Genomic DNA, 16,785 nt, shown 5'->3' on the forward strand with positions numbered 1-16,785 from the left:
TATAGTCAGGTTTCGTAATCTTTAAATTATACAGAACGTTTACCGGATAATTGTTGGTTTTATAAATACAATGGTCACTACTTTTGAATTAGTTTTGCTCCGGCTGCTGAACAACCATTTTAAAACAGGAATTCGGGATAAAAACGGAGTTCCGGAGCCATCTTCGCTTTTTTCGGTTCTTTCCAGCCCCCCCAGAACAATCATATCTTCATTTCGGGCTCTGATAATTGATTCAAACTTACTTGTAGAAGTTGGCGGAGGAGCATTATCGGGTGGAATTCCAATAAAATCAGAAATATCAACTTTTATATTTAAAGTTACCTGATCATCTCCCGAAACAATAGGCCTTATAGAAATGGCAAGGTTTGCTTCCACTTTATTAAACTGCTCTGTAAAAATACTTTGCGGAGTGGTGAGTGAGGGAAATACATTTTGGGTCCGGGTTACATAATACCTTGTTGAGCCTATACTCAATGTAGCCGAATGACCGTTAAGCGTTGATAATTTAGGAACTGACCTTACATCCACATTATTATTTTGTTCGAGAGCGCTCAACCCAACATAAAAATTAGGGGTTACACGTCCCAGATTTACAGAACCAATACTACCTATTCGGGATAAGAAGTCATTAATAGATCTGGACCCTAACGTATAATCAATCCCGGGCAAAATCGTCCCCCCGGTTTTTATACTATCTGAAACTCCGGCTCTGATACCCGTTTTTATATTTCTTATTTTTCGAACATCAATCAGTGTAACCTCAATTAAAATCAATGGAACCAGTTGATCTAATTGTTTGATATATGATTCAATCTCTTGTATCTGAGGCCCGGATCCTGAAAGAAGAATTGTATTCTGCTCTCTGAATTCGCGAATTTCTACTCCATTTCTCCACTCATTAGGAATCATTGCTCTGATTGTATCAATTGATCGGTTCTGTAATTGGATTACCTTATTAGTTCTCAAACCTTCCAGCTTGCGCTCACCAATTAAATAAATTCCATTTTCCAGCTTATAAGTATAATCCGTTCCCTGGAAAAGAGATCCCAGGAAATTATCGTAAGAAATATCTTTAACCCGGGTAGATATAAATCCTTTTATATCTGAATAGAGAAAATAATTTTTATTTACTTCCTGAGATGCCGACCGCACCAGATCAATTATTTGTGCATTTGTTGCATCCACAGAAATCAGTTGCTGTCCGCCCGGGACTGTGCGACTGCTAATTCCAATATTACCATCGTTTAAACTATCGGATTTAAAAGTTTTACGTACACCTATATTTTTTTCAGAGTTGATATAAACTTCTTCTCCTTCGGCGAGGGATTGAAATATGTACATATTATCACTCGTTTTTACGAGTTTGATATTATTAGAAAATGCCAGTTTCTCAAGAACTGTTTCCAGGGAAGCACTGGTGAAAAAACCGCTTACTCGTTTCTCGAACAGGGAGGATGTAATTACAATATTTTTATTGCTTATCTGAGAAATTCTTCTGGCAACTTTAGAAAGCAGATCATCATTCAGCTCAAGACTTATAGTATTATCAGTAGCATTAAAAGTGGCTTTTATTTCATCGGACAAGCCATTTTGTATACCGTTTTGAAGTGGAGTAATAGTAAGAATAGAACCTACAAATGAAATATCTAAATTATATTCTTTAGCCAGAAACACTAAAATATTTAAAGCAGTTTCGTTGGTAAAATTATTATAAATCTTAAAATTAAGATTAGGATCAATGTTAATATTGAGTCGGTTAGATTGGGCCAGGGCTCTTAGAAATTCCTGTACGCTTGCTCCTGTTACAGATAATTGAACTTTTTGGTTTAGTCCGGGAACTGTTTCTGAAAGGTTGTTCAGGCGATCTTGCAATGCTTCAATCCGATCCTGCTGCTGGGAATAAGCCGGAGAAAAGGACAGAATACTAACAAATAAAAAAATGTTTACAAGGTAGATTCTTATCATGGAGTCCTACTTAATAATTAAACAGCAACGGATAAATTTCTTCTAAAGAGGTTTTTCCCTCTTCAAAAAGAGCAAATGCATTTTCTGCAAGGCTTTTAACTCCTCTATCTTTTAATATATTTTGAATATACATATTTTCATTCTTGATTTCTAATGCCAGTTCATGGTCTATAGATATCACTTCATAAACTGCTTTTCGTCCCTTGTATCCGGTGTAAAAACAGTTTTCGCATCCATTGGCCACAAAATGTGATGTAAGATTTTTGTAGGGTTTAAACTGTTTTGGATAGAGATCAGAAGTAAATACCTGATTTGTTTTGCAATGCGGACAAAGTAATCTGATAAGTCTTTGGGCAGCGGTTGTATTTAAGGTACTGGCTACTAAAAACGGCGGAATCTTCATGTCAATTAAACGGGAAACTGTGCCCCAAGCTGAATTTGTATGAATAGTTGACAAAACCAAATGACCGGTTAAGGCAGCACGAATAGTCATATTAGCGGTTTCAGTGTCCCGGATTTCTCCAACCATAATCACATCCGGGTCCTGGCGTAAGAATGTTCTTAAGGCGGCAGAAAAGGTAAGACCTATTGACTCTTTCAACTGAACCTGGTTAATTCCTTCCAAAGTATATTCAACAGGGTCTTCGATGGTTAAGATATTTCGTGTTTCTTTATTTAATAGTTTTAAAGTGGCATACAATGTAGTAGTCTTTCCGGATCCGGTGGGACCGCTTAAAAGAATAATACCATTGGGGCGCTTTACACCCTCCAGATAACTATTCATGTCATTAGCAGAAAAGCCAAGGTTATTGAGATCAATATCTGCGGCATCATTACTAAGCAACCTCAAAACAACTTTCTCGCCATGTAAAGTTGGAAGTACTGAAACACGTATATCAAACTGTTTATCAGAATGCTTAAAGTTTATCCGGCCATCTTGCGGGAGACGCTTTTCGGCAATATCGAGATTAGACAATATTTTGATTTTATTAATCAGAGCCGGATACTGATCTGAATGCAATAAATATCTTTCAACCATTAAGCCATCAATCCTTATTCTTACCCGGCATCTGCTTTCATATTTTTCGATATGAATATCACTGCTCTTTAAGCTTTGAGCTTCGCTAATTAAATTTAACAGAAAGTCATCTGCATCATATTGATGGAGTATGTGATTAGCCCTCGAATCAGAATTGTCTTTTATATAGTAGGTGGATAATAATTTGGCGATGTGGATATTCGGTATTGGCTCAAGTGCTACGTTAACACCGAGAAGAATTTCAATTTCACCGGATAGATTATTTAAGTCTGCTGATTCTTCACAATAAAACAAATATTGATTATCGCTTTTATGTTTAGGTAAAATTCGATAATGCCAGGCCTGTTCCCTTGTAATCAAGTGAATATTTTCCGTCAATAGCTTAATATCTCCTTCCAGACTCATATTAAATATTTATAGATCCAATTATCAGATGTAAGATTTATTGTAAAACTTAACCAGTCTCCAAAAACAAAAACAATGAAAAACATAGCCTGCAATCCGGCAAGGGGAATTCTAATATCTTTTTTTCTGCTTATCAGCAACCATAATGTCCAGCTGATTATAGCATAAATCAGGCTTGAAATGTAAAAAAGGAAGAAATTAAGGACTGAGAAATAAAAGGCAATACTTATAAGAAAAAGAACATCGCCAAGCCCCAATAAACTATTAAATATGTTTATCCATTTCTTTCTTTTTAGGGAAAAGTAAATTGAAATCAGTAAAAACTGAGTAATAAGGAACAGAAGATTAAAAAAAATAGAATTTGTTGCGTCCTGAAAATTATTCTGAGAATGAAGGATGATAAATGCCGCAATTAGTACGGGAAACCAAAATACGTAAACCATCCGGTGACTGAGATCCTGAATTATTATTCCTAAAATAGAAATTAGTATAGCGAGCCAAATCAAAAACATTTTAATCAGGAGTTACTTCCCTTAAATTTTTATCCTGGTCTATTTCCCAAACGTTGTAAGTTCCGTTGCCGTTAAAATCTACCACAGCAGTTGCCCGGGCTACAAATCCAGTATTTGAAGCTTGAACAACTTCAATACGATAATTTGCTCTTCCATCCTGTCCATCAGTAGTTAATTTTTCCTGAATAAATCCCAGTTCATTAAAGTCGGTACTGTATTTAGATTTTTCATAGAAATAGTTTTTTTCCTGAGTATGAAGATGCTCCAATTGAACTTTAGCCTCTGTGCTTTTTGCTTTTGTTATTAATGGAAGCAAATTTGGTAAGGCCAACAGAACTAAAATTCCTATAATCACCAATACCACTAATATTTCTGTTAGTGTATACCCCGGAATTTTTTTATTGATATTAAACTTCATATGGCTGATAAATAAACTTTATTAAACTTAAAACGCCTTATCTATATTAATCAATTTTTTCGATTTACTAAAAACTATTGCTCATTTTAAATAATGGAAGGTACATTGCTATAAGAATTAAACCTACAATAATTCCCAGAAAAATAATGATCAGAGGCTCCATTAAACTGCTAATAGTGGAGGTTTTATATTCAACCTCTTCTATATATTGTTCAGATAATTTTCCGAAAAAATAATCTAACTGGTTGGTCTCCTCTCCCACTTTAATCAGCATAGCCATTTTAGAGGGATAAATGTCGAATAATTGAAGGCTCTGATTTAAAGATTTGCCTTTTAAAATATCATCTTCAATTTTAGAAAGAGAATTTTCGATAGGATAATATCCAATCATTTGTTTTGTTAAGCTTATAGCTCTAAGCAATGGTAAGCGTGCATTTATCAATAAACGCATAGAATTACAAAACCGGGCCAGATATATTTTTTGAACCAAATTCCCTATTACCGGAATTTTTAGAATGATCAGCGATGAAATTTTTCTGAACAGAATTGAATTTCGGGAAAAAGAAGTTAATACAGCTATGCAAATAACAAAAAATAAAAAATAGTAAAAGTAGCTTTGCATCCATTCTGAAAATGCAATAATTTTCGCAGTTATCCAGGGGAGTTCTCCTCCAAATCTTAGAAAAACATCACCAAACATCGGGACTACAAATTTTAGCATAAAAAAAACTGCGCCTAAGGATGTAGCTAAAACTACAATTGGATACGTAAGTGCCGCAACAATTTTTCTTCTCTGCTTCATTTTATTTTGATAAAATGTTGCCAGATCTGTCAAAATTTCAATAATCTTTCCAGTTTCTTCTCCAATCTGAATGCTAAAAATTTCATAAAGAGAAAATTTCCCTGATTCCTGCAAAGCTTGCGAAAAGCTGGATCCATTGAGTACTTTAGATTGAATGGATATCAACAGCTTTTTATCTTTGCTGTTTTTTTGATCTGCTGTTATCAAATCCAGGCTGCTTTTGAGATCAATCCCTGCCTCCAGTAATGAACTTAACTCCAGATATAGGTATTCCTTTTTTTTATCACTTAGCTCTTTTCGGCCGAAAGTGATATCCCGATTTAAAAACTCATTTAAGCCTGGTCGTTCAACCGTTGACTTAGCTTTACGGGCCTTAGGTTCATATCGACTTAAATCAATTGAAGGCATGAACTTTTCTGTTTAAAAGATTGGAGGAACTGTAGGATTTAAAATATGATAATGGAATTAATTCACCCCTAAAAAGAATGGTCATTTGAATTTTATCAATTCTCTGATTTTCAATACTTTCTAAATTATTTATTAACTCCATTTCATTAATATTTTGATGCTGAATATATACAGGAGAGGATTCAAAAGAAAATTCCTTCTGACTAACTCTAACTTTAAAGGTATCAACATCGTTTGATTTTCGTATTATTTCATCCTTATTAATAATGTAAAGGATAGTTTCATTCCTAGTTTTAATTGAAACACCCTGATCTGTTAAAACGATTAATTCCGCTTTTGAGAAATCCCGGTTTATGAGTTCATCTGCACGCATAAGTGATGAAAATTCTTGATTTATTACATTAAAATCAAGATAACCTTTACTTACTATATTGTAAACTGTATACGCCATCATAATAACAATAGCAGAAATAGCCATAGAAACACTCAGCTCCATTATTGTAAAAGCTTTTACTTTATATATATAGTTTTGATTAGGGCTCATAAATCACTTTTCGTATTTCCGCTAATTTTTCCTTATTCTGATTAAATGCTGCTAAATGTATTTCCAGTAAATTTGTGTGATTTCTGTAAGGACTTATTTTTCTGCTAATTTGAAAATCATTTAAATTAAACGTCTGATTCATTGTTTTGGGCGATTTTTCTGATTGATTCATAAGCTTATTTAGAGTTTCCTGCGCCTGATATTTTTTAACAGAAAGTGAGGACCTTAAAATATTCGCATAAATCCCCATGGCAATGGTAAAAATCACAACAATTATGACCATAGAAATTACAACTTCTATGAGGGTGGAACCCTTAACTTTATAAGTTGATTTTATTTTTATTCCAGCCATTCTAAAATGCTCCTTTTCTGATTTTTGTTATAGAAAATTGGACTTGTAAGATAATACGGCGATAATGCTTCTGAATTTAATGTCGTGTTAACCAGATAATTCTCAAACAAAGTCGCATTAGTTTCATAAATTACCCTGTTTGCCGTAATTCCTCCATTAATTGTTGCACCATCTTTAAACCGGATCATTCCTTTAGAAAAAACCTCACCTTCTACCAAAACATTTCCACCAATATCAATCAAAGTCTGCGCATCACTTTTATCTTTTTCATATGAAAAAAGGATGCCTTTTAAAACACTATTATCCCCCAAACTTATTCTGGGCTGATTGTTAGATTCCGAATCAGGTTTAATAACGCACATTGTGGATGGATAATTAAACACACAGTTTTTTTCTGTAATGATAGATTCCATCGCAAACATTTGAGCCCTACCCTTAAATCCACTTTTTATATATATTGATTTTGCAAAAATCAGCACATTGTCTAATATAGAAGTACTGTCAATGGTGATTAAGCCCGTTGATAATATAATTATATTCCCTTTTAGATTAATCTGATTAATTGTAAAAGCCGGTTTCTTAAAATAAAATCTCCTAACAGGATTAAAAAACGAATTTTCAACTGTACTTGATCCATTAAAGCTTGTATCGCTTCTATAAAATAAAGTAGGGTTCACTTTGAGATTATTTAAAATGGATTTATTTATTCCGGGTAATGTTGATTTGCTGGTTCTCTTTTCTCCAACAACCAAACGCTTATCGCCTTCATATGAATTTCCATCCACATATGATTCTACAATACCAGATTTAGGAAGATAGGCATTCCCTTTAATAGTAGTTTTTCCGCTAATATAAAGAGGCCTTTCCTCATCCGTCAGGTAAATTACTCTTGACTTGAGAGAATCGGCAATAGAAGCCAATGAAAAACTTTTAAACAATGTATCATGTTGAAAGTAAGATTTAACAATTCCTATATCATAAAAACCCCAGGATATTTTTTGAATTGAAATGCTGTCTTCCTGATTATTAAACAAGTCAATAGTTTTTTGGAAATTGGTCTGAGAATCAGTGCCTAATACTATATTAATTCCAGATTTTAAATTATTCTCCAGCTTCTCAAATCTAAATTTTCTTTGATATTGCAAACGGTAAAAATAAGCCACAACGATTAAGGACGAACATAACGTAGCGATTACCAGGGCAATAATTATCACCATATACAGAGCAGAGGCTCTAATCATTTTTTACGAATTTTAGTAAAAACAAACTCTTTAATTCAAATACGCATATAAGTCTCAATTACAGAGAATCCTTTTTACTTGTAAAAAATAGCTGCTTACCTTTAATTTTGCCTTTTACTTCTATACCCTTATTAAAATATCTGTATTCAGGCTCACCAGAGGCCCTGTGATATTTAATCCACCCGTTTAAAAGATCTTTATGATATACACCCTGTTCCTGAATATTTCCCGATTCACTATAATACATGTATCGACCGTTTTTATGACCGTTGCTCCATGTAACATATGCATTCAATTTTCCGCAGCTATTCCAGCTTTTCCACACACCATTTTTTAAGCCATTTCTATAATATCCATAAACTCTAAGATTTTTGTTTGGGAAATATTCAATATAAGTACCGTTGAGTAACTTTCCTCCAAATCCACCCTGTGTAGAATGAATTTCATTTGCACTACACCAGTAATAATCTCTATCAGTATAAATCTGACCCATACTTTTTATGGGATGAATTTCAGCCAGAATTGATAGATCACTTTCATATATTCTCACTTTATTTAATCCTAAGTCGATTTTTTGTTGGGAATAAACTGAGTTGATTGTAAAAATTAGAAAAACATAAACTATTGCAAATTTCATTTTGAGCTAATTTAGTATTGATTGTAAGCGTAAAGGCTATTGAAGTTTTATAAAAGATACTAAACCTTGATATGAAATTTTAATAGAATCCTTATAATTTTTAACAAGTTTCACTTCATCAAAAACCTCACCCTCTTTCATAATTGCACTTTTTCCATTGATATTTATCATTGTTGAATAATTAGAGGAACCAGAATTTTTAATATATCCGCTATAAATAATGTTTGGTTCTGGATAATCCGACCTGATTGTAGTATTAGATTTTCTCATTTTATGAGATCGGACCACATTTTCTGTTTTTTCCTTATAAACAGTTAATCTAAAAGGATCTTTATAATTTAATAATAAAGGAATACTGGCTTTAGGTTGGTAATTATTCAGATCCTCCTTTGGAATGTTTGGTATATTCAAATCAGTATTAACTTGATCATCATTTACTGAAAATAATATTTTATTAAAGATTAAGCCCCACACCACTAAAACAATCAGGCCCAAAAAATAGGTAAACCACTTATTTTTCATGATGCCTGAAATATTAGTTAATAATAAAACTCCTTAATTCGCTTGCTTCACCCTCATTGCCAGCTTCATCAACGGCACTAACTTTCCAATAAATTCTTTCGCTGGTAAGTCCTTTATTAAAACTATAACTTGTAGAAGTCAATAAGACAGGAAAGGTGCTGTCATACAAAGTTGTAGAGTCACTTTTATATATATATAATTTATAATTCCTAGCTGTTGAAACCGAATTCCATTGCAAAGAAACCGGCAATACTACCTGTTGATCTTTTACGGGATTAACTAATATGACTTTTAAAGGTGGAGTATGATCAAATTTGAATGAATTAATATCAGACCATTTGGATTGTTCGGTGGTGCTTTCTGCTCTTACCCTCCATTGATAATTTTTATCGGAATTAAAAGTTAATATTGATTGAAAACCTGGTATAGACTGATTGTAATACAGCTTTGTTTCATCGATAAAATTCGCAGTATCTATTTGTAACCTGTAGTTATCAGCACCAAAAATCCTGTCCCATTTAAACGTTATTGAACTTTGATTAGTAATTAAATTATTAGCCGGGGATTTAATTTGAACTTTTTGAGCTGTAATAGATGAAAGCAGGATATTAAATGACCATGCGCTGGAGAAATTTGTTCGGCTGCTTCCGTTTTCTGCCCTTGCCCTCCATTGATAAGTGCCTGGGTCTATATTCAATGAGAATTTATTAGAAGTAATTAATGTATCAGCAATTAATTTATTTATACTATCAAAATTAGGCGATACAATCTGAAACCGGTAATATAAAGCATCTTCTAAAGGTTCAATCCAAAAATTAACCTGATATTGATTACTTTCGGACTTGTTTGAAGGAGCTAATAGTTGAGTCGTTTTATTTTCAATCGAAGGCTCAATTATATCCTTACAAGAAGAAAAAATCCAAATAAAGAAGACAATAAACAGGGGTTTGAAGTTAGACATAAGCAGTTCATAGTTAATTAAATTTACAAATTTAATTGAGCTTATTATAGAAATTTAACTTCTTATGAAGCTATTTACTAGAGTCCATCCCTTATCCAAATCACACTTATATTATATTTTTATTGAATTTCTTTTAAAAGAACATTAAAGTCTTCAATTATACTATTATCCTCCCAGACGCTATTATCATAGACTTTAGCTACTCGGCCTTTTTTATCAAATAGGTACAACTGAGTACCATGATTATTTACCAATCCTTTTCCATAATTAACAAGTACCCCTAATTCATGTATTAATTCATCATGAACTTTAGTATCCATGGTTAAAAATTTAGAGTTGCCTTCGAAATCAATACCTCTGCTTTTGCCATAAACACTAATTTGGACTGGTACATCATAAGTTGGTTCCAGAGTTACTCCATAAAGTTCAATTTTATTTTCAAGGCCTTCACTTTTGATATCTTTTTGAAGTTTCGCCAAATTCTCAATCGTGGAGGAGCACTTTTCCGGGTTATCACATCGGGTATAAAAGAAAGTCATAGCAAATGGTTTTCCTATCGTGTTACTAAATTTGAAATCATTACCATTTTGATCTTTTGCTTGAATGTTATTTATCTGTAATTTCCTTTTATCAGAACTTATCCAATATGCAGAAGCGGTTTTTGATTCAGCACTGCAACATGTATGAGGATTAATGGAAGATTCCGGCAAAGAAAACTTGGGATAGTTTAATTTAGATAAAATTACATTTTTTGCCAGAACAGCTTCCTTGTTCAGATTGGAATCAAGAGATAAAAAATACTTTTTATTAATATCCGTAATTTCATTTAAACCTTTAATTGCTAAGTCACTATTAACAGACCCGATTTTGGCAAGAGATTTTATTACTTCCCTCCTAACCGAAGTTGGATGTTTTAATGGCCAGTTTAATTCATAATTATCCAGATCAACATAATCATCTTTATAAGATTGTGACAGATATTTATTCAGCAAAGGAATTAATTTTACATTATTAATCAATCCAGCTGAGCGAGCTGCTGCTGCTGCTAAATACGGATGATACCCGAAAGATAATTCAGCAATAACTATGGATTCAATCTTTTCATTTATTCCGATTTCGCTGATTGATGCAAGCATGTATCCTCTTAATCTTTCAACTTCCTTAGGGCCTCTTCCATTATATATCGGATCATTTTCCATTAATTTTAATGAAACCTGTTCTATTACAGGATGTGAAGATTTACCATATAATTTGAATACATCTAATAATCCTGCTATATAATTCTGATCACTTTGGCTATCTGTATTTTTAAATAATTCTAAAGCATAATTCAATTTAGATGTTCCATCCTTATACTTATTTAAATGCTTAGAAAGCTCCGGAATTAAAATACTATCCCCATGTATTTTAGAAAATCCAGATATTTTAGCATTCACATTCAGTGAAAAACCGAATGTAGCACAACAAATAAGCATTACGCGAAAAAGCTCTTTAATGTCCATTATCTTAAAATTTTGGCTCAACACTTTCTAAATACGCCTTACCTGCCTTTTTAATATTTATGGATTTACCAGATTCGGCTAATTTTTTAACATTGGTATCAAAAGTATCGGGAGATAATCTCGACTTCCTTTGCTGATTAGATTTTCTTCTATACATTTCCATGTATACAGCTGTAACTTTTAAATTCTCAGCTTCTGTGTCATCAATTAACATTTTTTCAGTAACCTTAGAAAACTCAGCAGGGTAACTGGAATTGAGCGTTCCCATGGCAATCAACCGCATATCGTTCGGTTGTTTCTTGTCTTTTAAAATTGCAATGATTAAATCTTTTGCTGGTAAATAATTACCCAGAATTGTCATAGCTTCTATTTTAGACTCTTTATTGGGTGGACTTTTAAATACCTTAAAAACGGTTGGTAAGAAATCACCATGCGGATTTAAAGCAAGTAATCGCAATATATCAACGGTTGGCAGGAGATCAGATTTTCCTCTATCCAATTGAGTAATCAATAGCCCCTGAGCGAAACTATCTCCATGGGCCATCAAATAATCAAAAGCTAAACGTCTGAAATTTATATCCGGATCAGAAGTCAGATTTCTGGCGGTTGTCAAAAATTGCTGATTTTTAGTGAACATGGCAAAGCCGGAAAAGGATAAAATTTTAAGAGTATTGAGCGATTCAAAACGAAGTTCTTTTGCAGTCGCTTTATCTTCAACCCATTTAAATACAGAGGTAATCAGTTCATCATCATCAGGCATTTGGTTTATTAGCTTACTTAAACCAGTTGATCTCAAAATAGGATTTGCTGTTGCATTTAAAACAATACTCCTCACTTTTACAATTTGTTGTGGATCGTAAATGAAGGGATATTTGGAAATGGCAGAAACACGGGTTGTTACATCATTCTGAGTATTTAAGTATACTTCTACAGCATTAAATACTTCATTTCTGAATGACTGAATTTCCTGATTAAGTTTTTCTTTGGTATCCGTTTGCCCGAAGCCCGACAAGCTTATGAACTGAAGTAAGGACAGAATGATTATGAGTTTTTTCATGACATTAATTTTAATTACTTGTTCATCTATTATTGAAAAGGAATATCATCATAGCAAAAACCTAATCCGCTATTGGTAATTGAAGATAACCTATTGTTTTTATAATCAATCATTTGATAAGGTTGTGGAAAACTAGTTGGAGCAGTCGGCAATGAAAGTGTCGAAGGGAAACTTCCACCAGGTGCAGTGGTTGGTCTTACACCAGGATAAATAGTTCCTGATCCTGTATATGAACCGGTAATTCCATTCCAGGGCCACATAGTATCATTTAAATAATGACCAATATGTATTGTGCCTGAATCAGGATATTCACCTTGAGGAGAATATGTGTTAACATCCAAAGGATTAAATAAGCTGTTAGCCCATTGCCATTTGGCCCATAATCTATCAACGTTTGCGTGAACCAGAAAAAATAGAGGATCCTGAACTGCGGTCTGCAGGGACCTTAGCCAATCACCGGAAACACTCGCTGCCAAATTATGTGCAGTTCCATGAGGATTGCTTTCCATTGATTTAAATAATGTATAGGTAGATCCTAAAGAAAGAGTTGAAATTTCACTTCTTATTGTAGTTGAACCTGTAGATGGATCAGCGTTATCTGCAAAACTAGTTGTCCGCCTGATACCTATTCCTCCAGCCATATTCCAAACACTCATTGGATTACTACTATAAAAATCAGCAAATGCATCGGTAGAAGTCAAAGGCTTACTTCCCATAAAATCTCCTGAAAAAACCGATGGTGCGGCTACATCAAATTTCCAGTATGGTAAAGCGACTCCAGGATCAACAGCTTGTAATTTTCTTTCGAGATTTAATACAAAAGCCCTATGCCATGGAAGAAAACCAGGGCCATTATGACCTTCCGGAATACCGGGTCTTGTATGCATCTCAACAAATGTCATAAATTCATTATTCGAATTATTCAGGGTGACTATAGCATTCAAAAATCTCTCTCTTTCTAAAACAGATAAATTATTTGCATTCTTTCGAACTCTAACCATAAGTGCTTCTCTGGAATATATTGCACCATTACTTGGGTTTAGTATTTCAATAACTGCATCTTTATCCGTTACACTAGGGTTATTAAATCTGCCTGCAATAAAAAAATTTACCCAAGTACCGGAATTTGGAAGTGATAAATTTAATGTGGTATTACTTGCAGTTGAATTAATGGCGAGATCACTGTTTGTAAAATTTACTTTTCCGGTAGAATTACTCATGTTTCTTAACTGCACACTAATTGATGAAGAAAAGCTAGAATAATTTGCCAGTCGAATGCTGCAAAACGTAGGTGACCATGTAACATAATCATCTAAGGTAGATGCAGAGTTAATTTTTATTTCAATTCGTGGTGAAGTTGATGGTAAAGGAGTTGAAGGTATTACCATAAAGGCTTTTCTTGCCAAAACAGAATGATTGAATCCACTTCTATCATCAAGAACTTCTACAGCTGCATCCTTATCAATTTTACTGTTAATATTGTCACGGCATTTAATGTAAAATGTTTTAGATAGATTATCCCGAGTAAGAGTAAGATCTAATGAAATACTGCCCCTCGACTTTCCTCCAGTTGAAGAAAATGTAACTCTACCACCATTTGTTAAACTCATATTTCTAAGAGTAACCGGAATATTCGATGTAAAACTTGTTCCGTTAATTAGGCCAATCGTGCATTTAATGTATTTTGAACCTATATAATCATCCTTTGAAGTTTCAGTTGAATTAATTTGAACTGAAATAACCGGTATTTCCTGAGCTACAATATTCGTGGCTGAATGAAATAAAATCATCGAAGTTATAAATAACAGTAATTTCATTTTCTTAGAATTAATGACCATTAATGAACACATACCAATCTGCCTATAATTGTTGTCCTCTATTAATTGTTAAAAATCCAATTGCTATGTATACTTAGAATTATAGCTATATATGATTAAGAGTAAATAATACATTGTGCAAATTTTTTATATTAATTATTGAAAAGGTACGTCATCATAGCAAAAACCTAATCCACTATTAATTGAAGTGATTGTACTTACATTTCTATAGTTTATCATATCAAAAGGTTTGGGGTTTGCCACCGGAGCTAAAGGATAAGATAAAGCATTTGGAAATGCTCCACCAGGAGCTGTAGTAGGTCTGTTACCGGACAATACTGTTCCAGATCCAGTATAAGTTCCTGTAATCCCGTTCCAGGGCCACATTGTATCATTTAAATAATGACCTATATGTATGGTTCCCGAACCAGGATAAGATCCTAACCTGGAATAAGTCAAAGTACTCTGAGTATCAAAACGATTGTTGATCCATTGCCATTTTGCCCAAAGCCGATCCACATTGCTATGTAAAAGAAAGAATATTGGATCCTTTACTGCAGTAGCAACCGATCTCATCCAATCACCGGATACTCCCCCAGTTAGATTATGCAGGCTACCATGCGGATTAATTTCCAAAGCCCTGAAAGCTTCGTAATTTGTTCCCAATGCTAATGTAGAAACTTCATTTCTTAACGTTGATTGCGCACTTGAAGGAGCAGCATCATTATTAAAGGAAGTTGATCTTCTAATCCCTGGGCCTCCCTCCACATTCCACTCGTTCAAAGGATTATTAATATTAAAATCTACAAATGCATCCGCTGATGTTATAGGTTTAGAACCCAAAAAATCAAGCGAAAAGATATTAGGGGCTGGATTGCCCGATTCCCAATACGGTAGAGTTACCCCCGGATCAATAGTTTGGAATTCTCTTTCCAGATCTAAGATATATGCCCGATGCCAGGCTAAAAAACCTGGGCCGTTATGTTCTTCCGGATTCCCAGCTTTACTGTGGATGTCAATAAAGTTTTTATACCCATTAAACGTATTATTAAAAGTTACAAAAGCATTTAATAAACGTTGTCGCTCCTCTGCTGAAATATTATTTGCATTCTTTCTTACCCTAACCATTAATCCTTCTCTTGAAAGTATTTTTGATCCTGCTAACAATGTATCCCGGTTGGTAATTATAGTATCGGTAATTGCATATAATGAATCTCTGATAGTTATAATAGTGTCTCTTAAAGCTATAATACTATCTCTTAACGAGGTAACAGTATCCATTACGGTAATAATTGTCCCTCTTACTGAAATAAAAGTATCGCGAACTGCTATAACTGTTCCTTTTATTGCAATCAATAAGTCAGTTCCAGTAATGGTTGTATCTCTGGTAATATTCGCAGAATTCAGAGTTTCCCTGATTGAAACAACTGTATCGCGAACCGTTATTAATTGCTCGATCGGTGTAATGGTAGTATCCATAATTGAAATAATACTATCCCTCTGCACAAAGCTTGTATCTGGCTTTGAAACGGTTGTATCTCTTTGAATTATGGATGTATCAGTTATAGTTGTTAAAACTCCACCACTACCACTAATAACTTCTATCACAGCATCTTTATCTCTTAAACTCGCATTATTAAACTTCCCGGCAATATAAAAATTAACCCAGGTGCCCGAATTTGGAAGAGAAAGTTCTAAAATAGAGTCTGTTGCAGTTGTGTTATTTGCTAAGCTCGATGAAGCAAAATTAATTTTCCCTGTAGAACCTGTCATATTGCTCAATTTGACTGAAACAGGTGAAGTAAATTCAGCATGATTTGTTAATCTGATACTACACAAAGTGGGCGACCAGGTGACGTAGTCGTCCAATGTAGAAGCGGAGTTAATTTGAATTTCTACATTAGGAAGCGTACTTGGAAGTATTTCATTTTGGGTAACCATTAATGCTTTTCTTCCCAATACAATTAAATTGGAAGTAATACGGGTATCGCAAACTTCAATTATGGCATCTTTATCAATTAAACTTGGATTTTCAACTTTACCCTTTACATAAAAAGTAGTAAAACTGTTATCCTGATTAATTATTAAATCTAAGGTTGAAGATCCGGGACTGGTTCCACCTGTTGAAGAAAAGACTAACTGGCCTCCGCCACTGAATGGAATGTTTCTTAATAAAACCGGAATATTTTGATTTATTTGGGAACCATTAAACATTCTTATGGAACATTCGATGTAATTATTGCTTGACGCATAATCGTCCTTGGAAGTCTGGGTATTATTTATCCGTATCTCTAATATTGGAATTTCCTGAGAAAAAAGATTACTACATATCCCAATTATAAAGCAAACTATTAAACCAATCTTTTTCATGATTAAATATTTTTTAGATATTAATAACAGAAGAAGAATTCTTTAATAATGAATCAGTTCGGAAACCTTTCAAAATTCTGGATTTGATGCGAACTAGCTAATTATTGTTATTGAGGAGAGATTCTTGAACACAATTCAAACACACAGGATTATAAAAAGATTAATTAGAACTCAAATCAAATTGTAAAGTGTATTTTAATAACAACACAATTCCTTTTCGGTATCTAATTTAC

At 33.6% G+C, this 16,785-nt stretch carries 14 protein-coding genes; all 14 read right to left on the reverse strand.

Annotated features, from left to right (window positions below):
* Positions 1-39: 39 nt before the first annotated feature.
* The 14 genes from G521_RS0110165 to G521_RS17780 all read right to left on the reverse strand — a co-directional run bounded on the left by G521_RS0110165 (position 40) and on the right by G521_RS17780 (position 16,552).
* Positions 40-1,965 (reverse strand): type II secretion system protein GspD, encoded by a 1,926-nt coding sequence (locus G521_RS0110165; RefSeq protein WP_026898446.1) that lies wholly within the window; start codon positions 1,963-1,965, stop codon positions 40-42.
* 10 nt (positions 1,966-1,975) lie between these two features.
* Positions 1,976-3,409, reverse strand: coding sequence for a GspE/PulE family protein (locus G521_RS0110170; RefSeq protein WP_036678852.1), 1,434 nt, complete (start codon positions 3,407-3,409; stop codon positions 1,976-1,978).
* A 513-nt stretch (positions 3,410-3,922) separates the two neighbouring features.
* A complete protein-coding gene (locus tag G521_RS0110180) occupies positions 3,923-4,339 on the reverse strand; it encodes a type IV pilin protein (protein ID WP_026898449.1) in 417 nt (138 codons plus the stop codon).
* Positions 4,340-4,406: 67 nt separating this feature from the next.
* The gene (locus tag G521_RS0110185) at positions 4,407-5,549 is read right to left on the reverse strand and encodes a type II secretion system F family protein (protein ID WP_026898450.1); all 1,143 of its coding nucleotides are present in this window, start codon (positions 5,547-5,549) and stop codon (positions 4,407-4,409) included.
* Entirely contained in the window at positions 5,536-6,093 is a 558-nt protein-coding gene (locus tag G521_RS0110190; RefSeq protein WP_026898451.1) for a PulJ/GspJ family protein, read from the reverse strand. Before G521_RS0110190 ends, G521_RS0110185 begins: the two co-directional genes overlap by 14 nt.
* Positions 6,083-6,445 (reverse strand): prepilin-type N-terminal cleavage/methylation domain-containing protein, encoded by a 363-nt coding sequence (locus tag G521_RS0110195; RefSeq protein WP_026898452.1) that lies wholly within the window; start codon positions 6,443-6,445, stop codon positions 6,083-6,085. Before G521_RS0110195 ends, G521_RS0110190 begins: the two co-directional genes overlap by 11 nt.
* On the reverse strand, positions 6,433-7,686 hold the full coding sequence (locus G521_RS0110200; protein WP_026898453.1) for a hypothetical protein: 1,254 nt from the start codon (positions 7,684-7,686) through the stop codon (positions 6,433-6,435). The genes G521_RS0110195 and G521_RS0110200 overlap by 13 nt, the downstream gene beginning before the upstream one ends.
* A gap of 58 nt (positions 7,687-7,744) precedes the next feature.
* Positions 7,745-8,323, reverse strand: coding sequence for a toxin-antitoxin system YwqK family antitoxin (locus tag G521_RS0110205; protein ID WP_026898454.1), 579 nt, complete (start codon positions 8,321-8,323; stop codon positions 7,745-7,747).
* 36 nt (positions 8,324-8,359) lie between these two features.
* Positions 8,360-8,845, reverse strand: coding sequence for a hypothetical protein (locus G521_RS0110210; RefSeq protein WP_026898455.1), 486 nt, complete (start codon positions 8,843-8,845; stop codon positions 8,360-8,362).
* A 13-nt stretch (positions 8,846-8,858) separates the two neighbouring features.
* Positions 8,859-9,806 (reverse strand): fibronectin type III domain-containing protein, encoded by a 948-nt coding sequence (locus G521_RS0110215; RefSeq protein WP_026898456.1) that lies wholly within the window; start codon positions 9,804-9,806, stop codon positions 8,859-8,861.
* 119 nt (positions 9,807-9,925) lie between these two features.
* Positions 9,926-11,308: an SCO family protein gene (locus G521_RS0110220; protein ID WP_026898457.1), complete on the reverse strand. Its 1,383-nt coding sequence runs from the start codon at positions 11,306-11,308 to the stop codon at positions 9,926-9,928.
* 4 nt (positions 11,309-11,312) lie between these two features.
* Complete coding sequence (locus tag G521_RS0110225) at positions 11,313-12,365, reverse strand: hypothetical protein (protein WP_026898458.1); 1,053 nt, start codon at positions 12,363-12,365, stop codon at positions 11,313-11,315.
* Positions 12,366-12,394: 29 nt separating this feature from the next.
* Entirely contained in the window at positions 12,395-14,182 is a 1,788-nt protein-coding gene (locus G521_RS0110230) for a tyrosinase family protein (RefSeq protein WP_051189652.1), read from the reverse strand.
* Between the two features lie 156 nt (positions 14,183-14,338).
* The gene (locus tag G521_RS17780) at positions 14,339-16,552 is read right to left on the reverse strand and encodes a tyrosinase family protein (RefSeq protein WP_081675054.1); all 2,214 of its coding nucleotides are present in this window, start codon (positions 16,550-16,552) and stop codon (positions 14,339-14,341) included.
* Positions 16,553-16,785 lie beyond the last annotated feature (233 nt).

Source organism: Daejeonella oryzae DSM 19973 (genome assembly GCF_000422945.1).
GTDB classification, from domain to species: Bacteria; Bacteroidota; Bacteroidia; order Sphingobacteriales; family Sphingobacteriaceae; genus Daejeonella; species Daejeonella oryzae.

Excerpts from the sequence above, each read along its gene's own strand:
- G521_RS0110195 (WP_026898452.1), bottom strand. The coding sequence starts at position 6,445 with ATGGCTGGAATAAAAATAAAATCAACTTATAAAGTTAAGGGTTCCACC.
- G521_RS0110185 (WP_026898450.1), bottom strand. The coding sequence starts at position 5,549 with ATGCCTTCAATTGATTTAAGTCGATATGAACCTAAGGCCCGTAAAGCT.
- G521_RS0110170 (WP_036678852.1), bottom strand. The coding sequence starts at position 3,409 with ATGAGTCTGGAAGGAGATATTAAGCTATTGACGGAAAATATTCACTTG.
- G521_RS0110165 (WP_026898446.1), bottom strand. The coding sequence starts at position 1,965 with ATGATAAGAATCTACCTTGTAAACATTTTTTTATTTGTTAGTATTCTG.
- G521_RS0110200 (WP_026898453.1), bottom strand. The coding sequence starts at position 7,686 with ATGATTAGAGCCTCTGCTCTGTATATGGTGATAATTATTGCCCTGGTA.
- G521_RS0110210 (WP_026898455.1), bottom strand. The coding sequence starts at position 8,845 with ATGAAAAATAAGTGGTTTACCTATTTTTTGGGCCTGATTGTTTTAGTG.
- G521_RS17780 (WP_081675054.1), bottom strand. The coding sequence starts at position 16,552 with ATGAAAAAGATTGGTTTAATAGTTTGCTTTATAATTGGGATATGTAGT.
- G521_RS0110190 (WP_026898451.1), bottom strand. The coding sequence starts at position 6,093 with ATGAGCCCTAATCAAAACTATATATATAAAGTAAAAGCTTTTACAATA.
- G521_RS0110205 (WP_026898454.1), bottom strand. The coding sequence starts at position 8,323 with ATGAAATTTGCAATAGTTTATGTTTTTCTAATTTTTACAATCAACTCA.
- G521_RS0110225 (WP_026898458.1), bottom strand. The coding sequence starts at position 12,365 with ATGAAAAAACTCATAATCATTCTGTCCTTACTTCAGTTCATAAGCTTG.
- G521_RS0110215 (WP_026898456.1), bottom strand. The coding sequence starts at position 9,806 with ATGTCTAACTTCAAACCCCTGTTTATTGTCTTCTTTATTTGGATTTTT.
- G521_RS0110180 (WP_026898449.1), bottom strand. The coding sequence starts at position 4,339 with ATGAAGTTTAATATCAATAAAAAAATTCCGGGGTATACACTAACAGAA.
- G521_RS0110220 (WP_026898457.1), bottom strand. The coding sequence starts at position 11,308 with ATGGACATTAAAGAGCTTTTTCGCGTAATGCTTATTTGTTGTGCTACA.
- G521_RS0110230 (WP_051189652.1), bottom strand. The coding sequence starts at position 14,182 with ATGAAATTACTGTTATTTATAACTTCGATGATTTTATTTCATTCAGCC.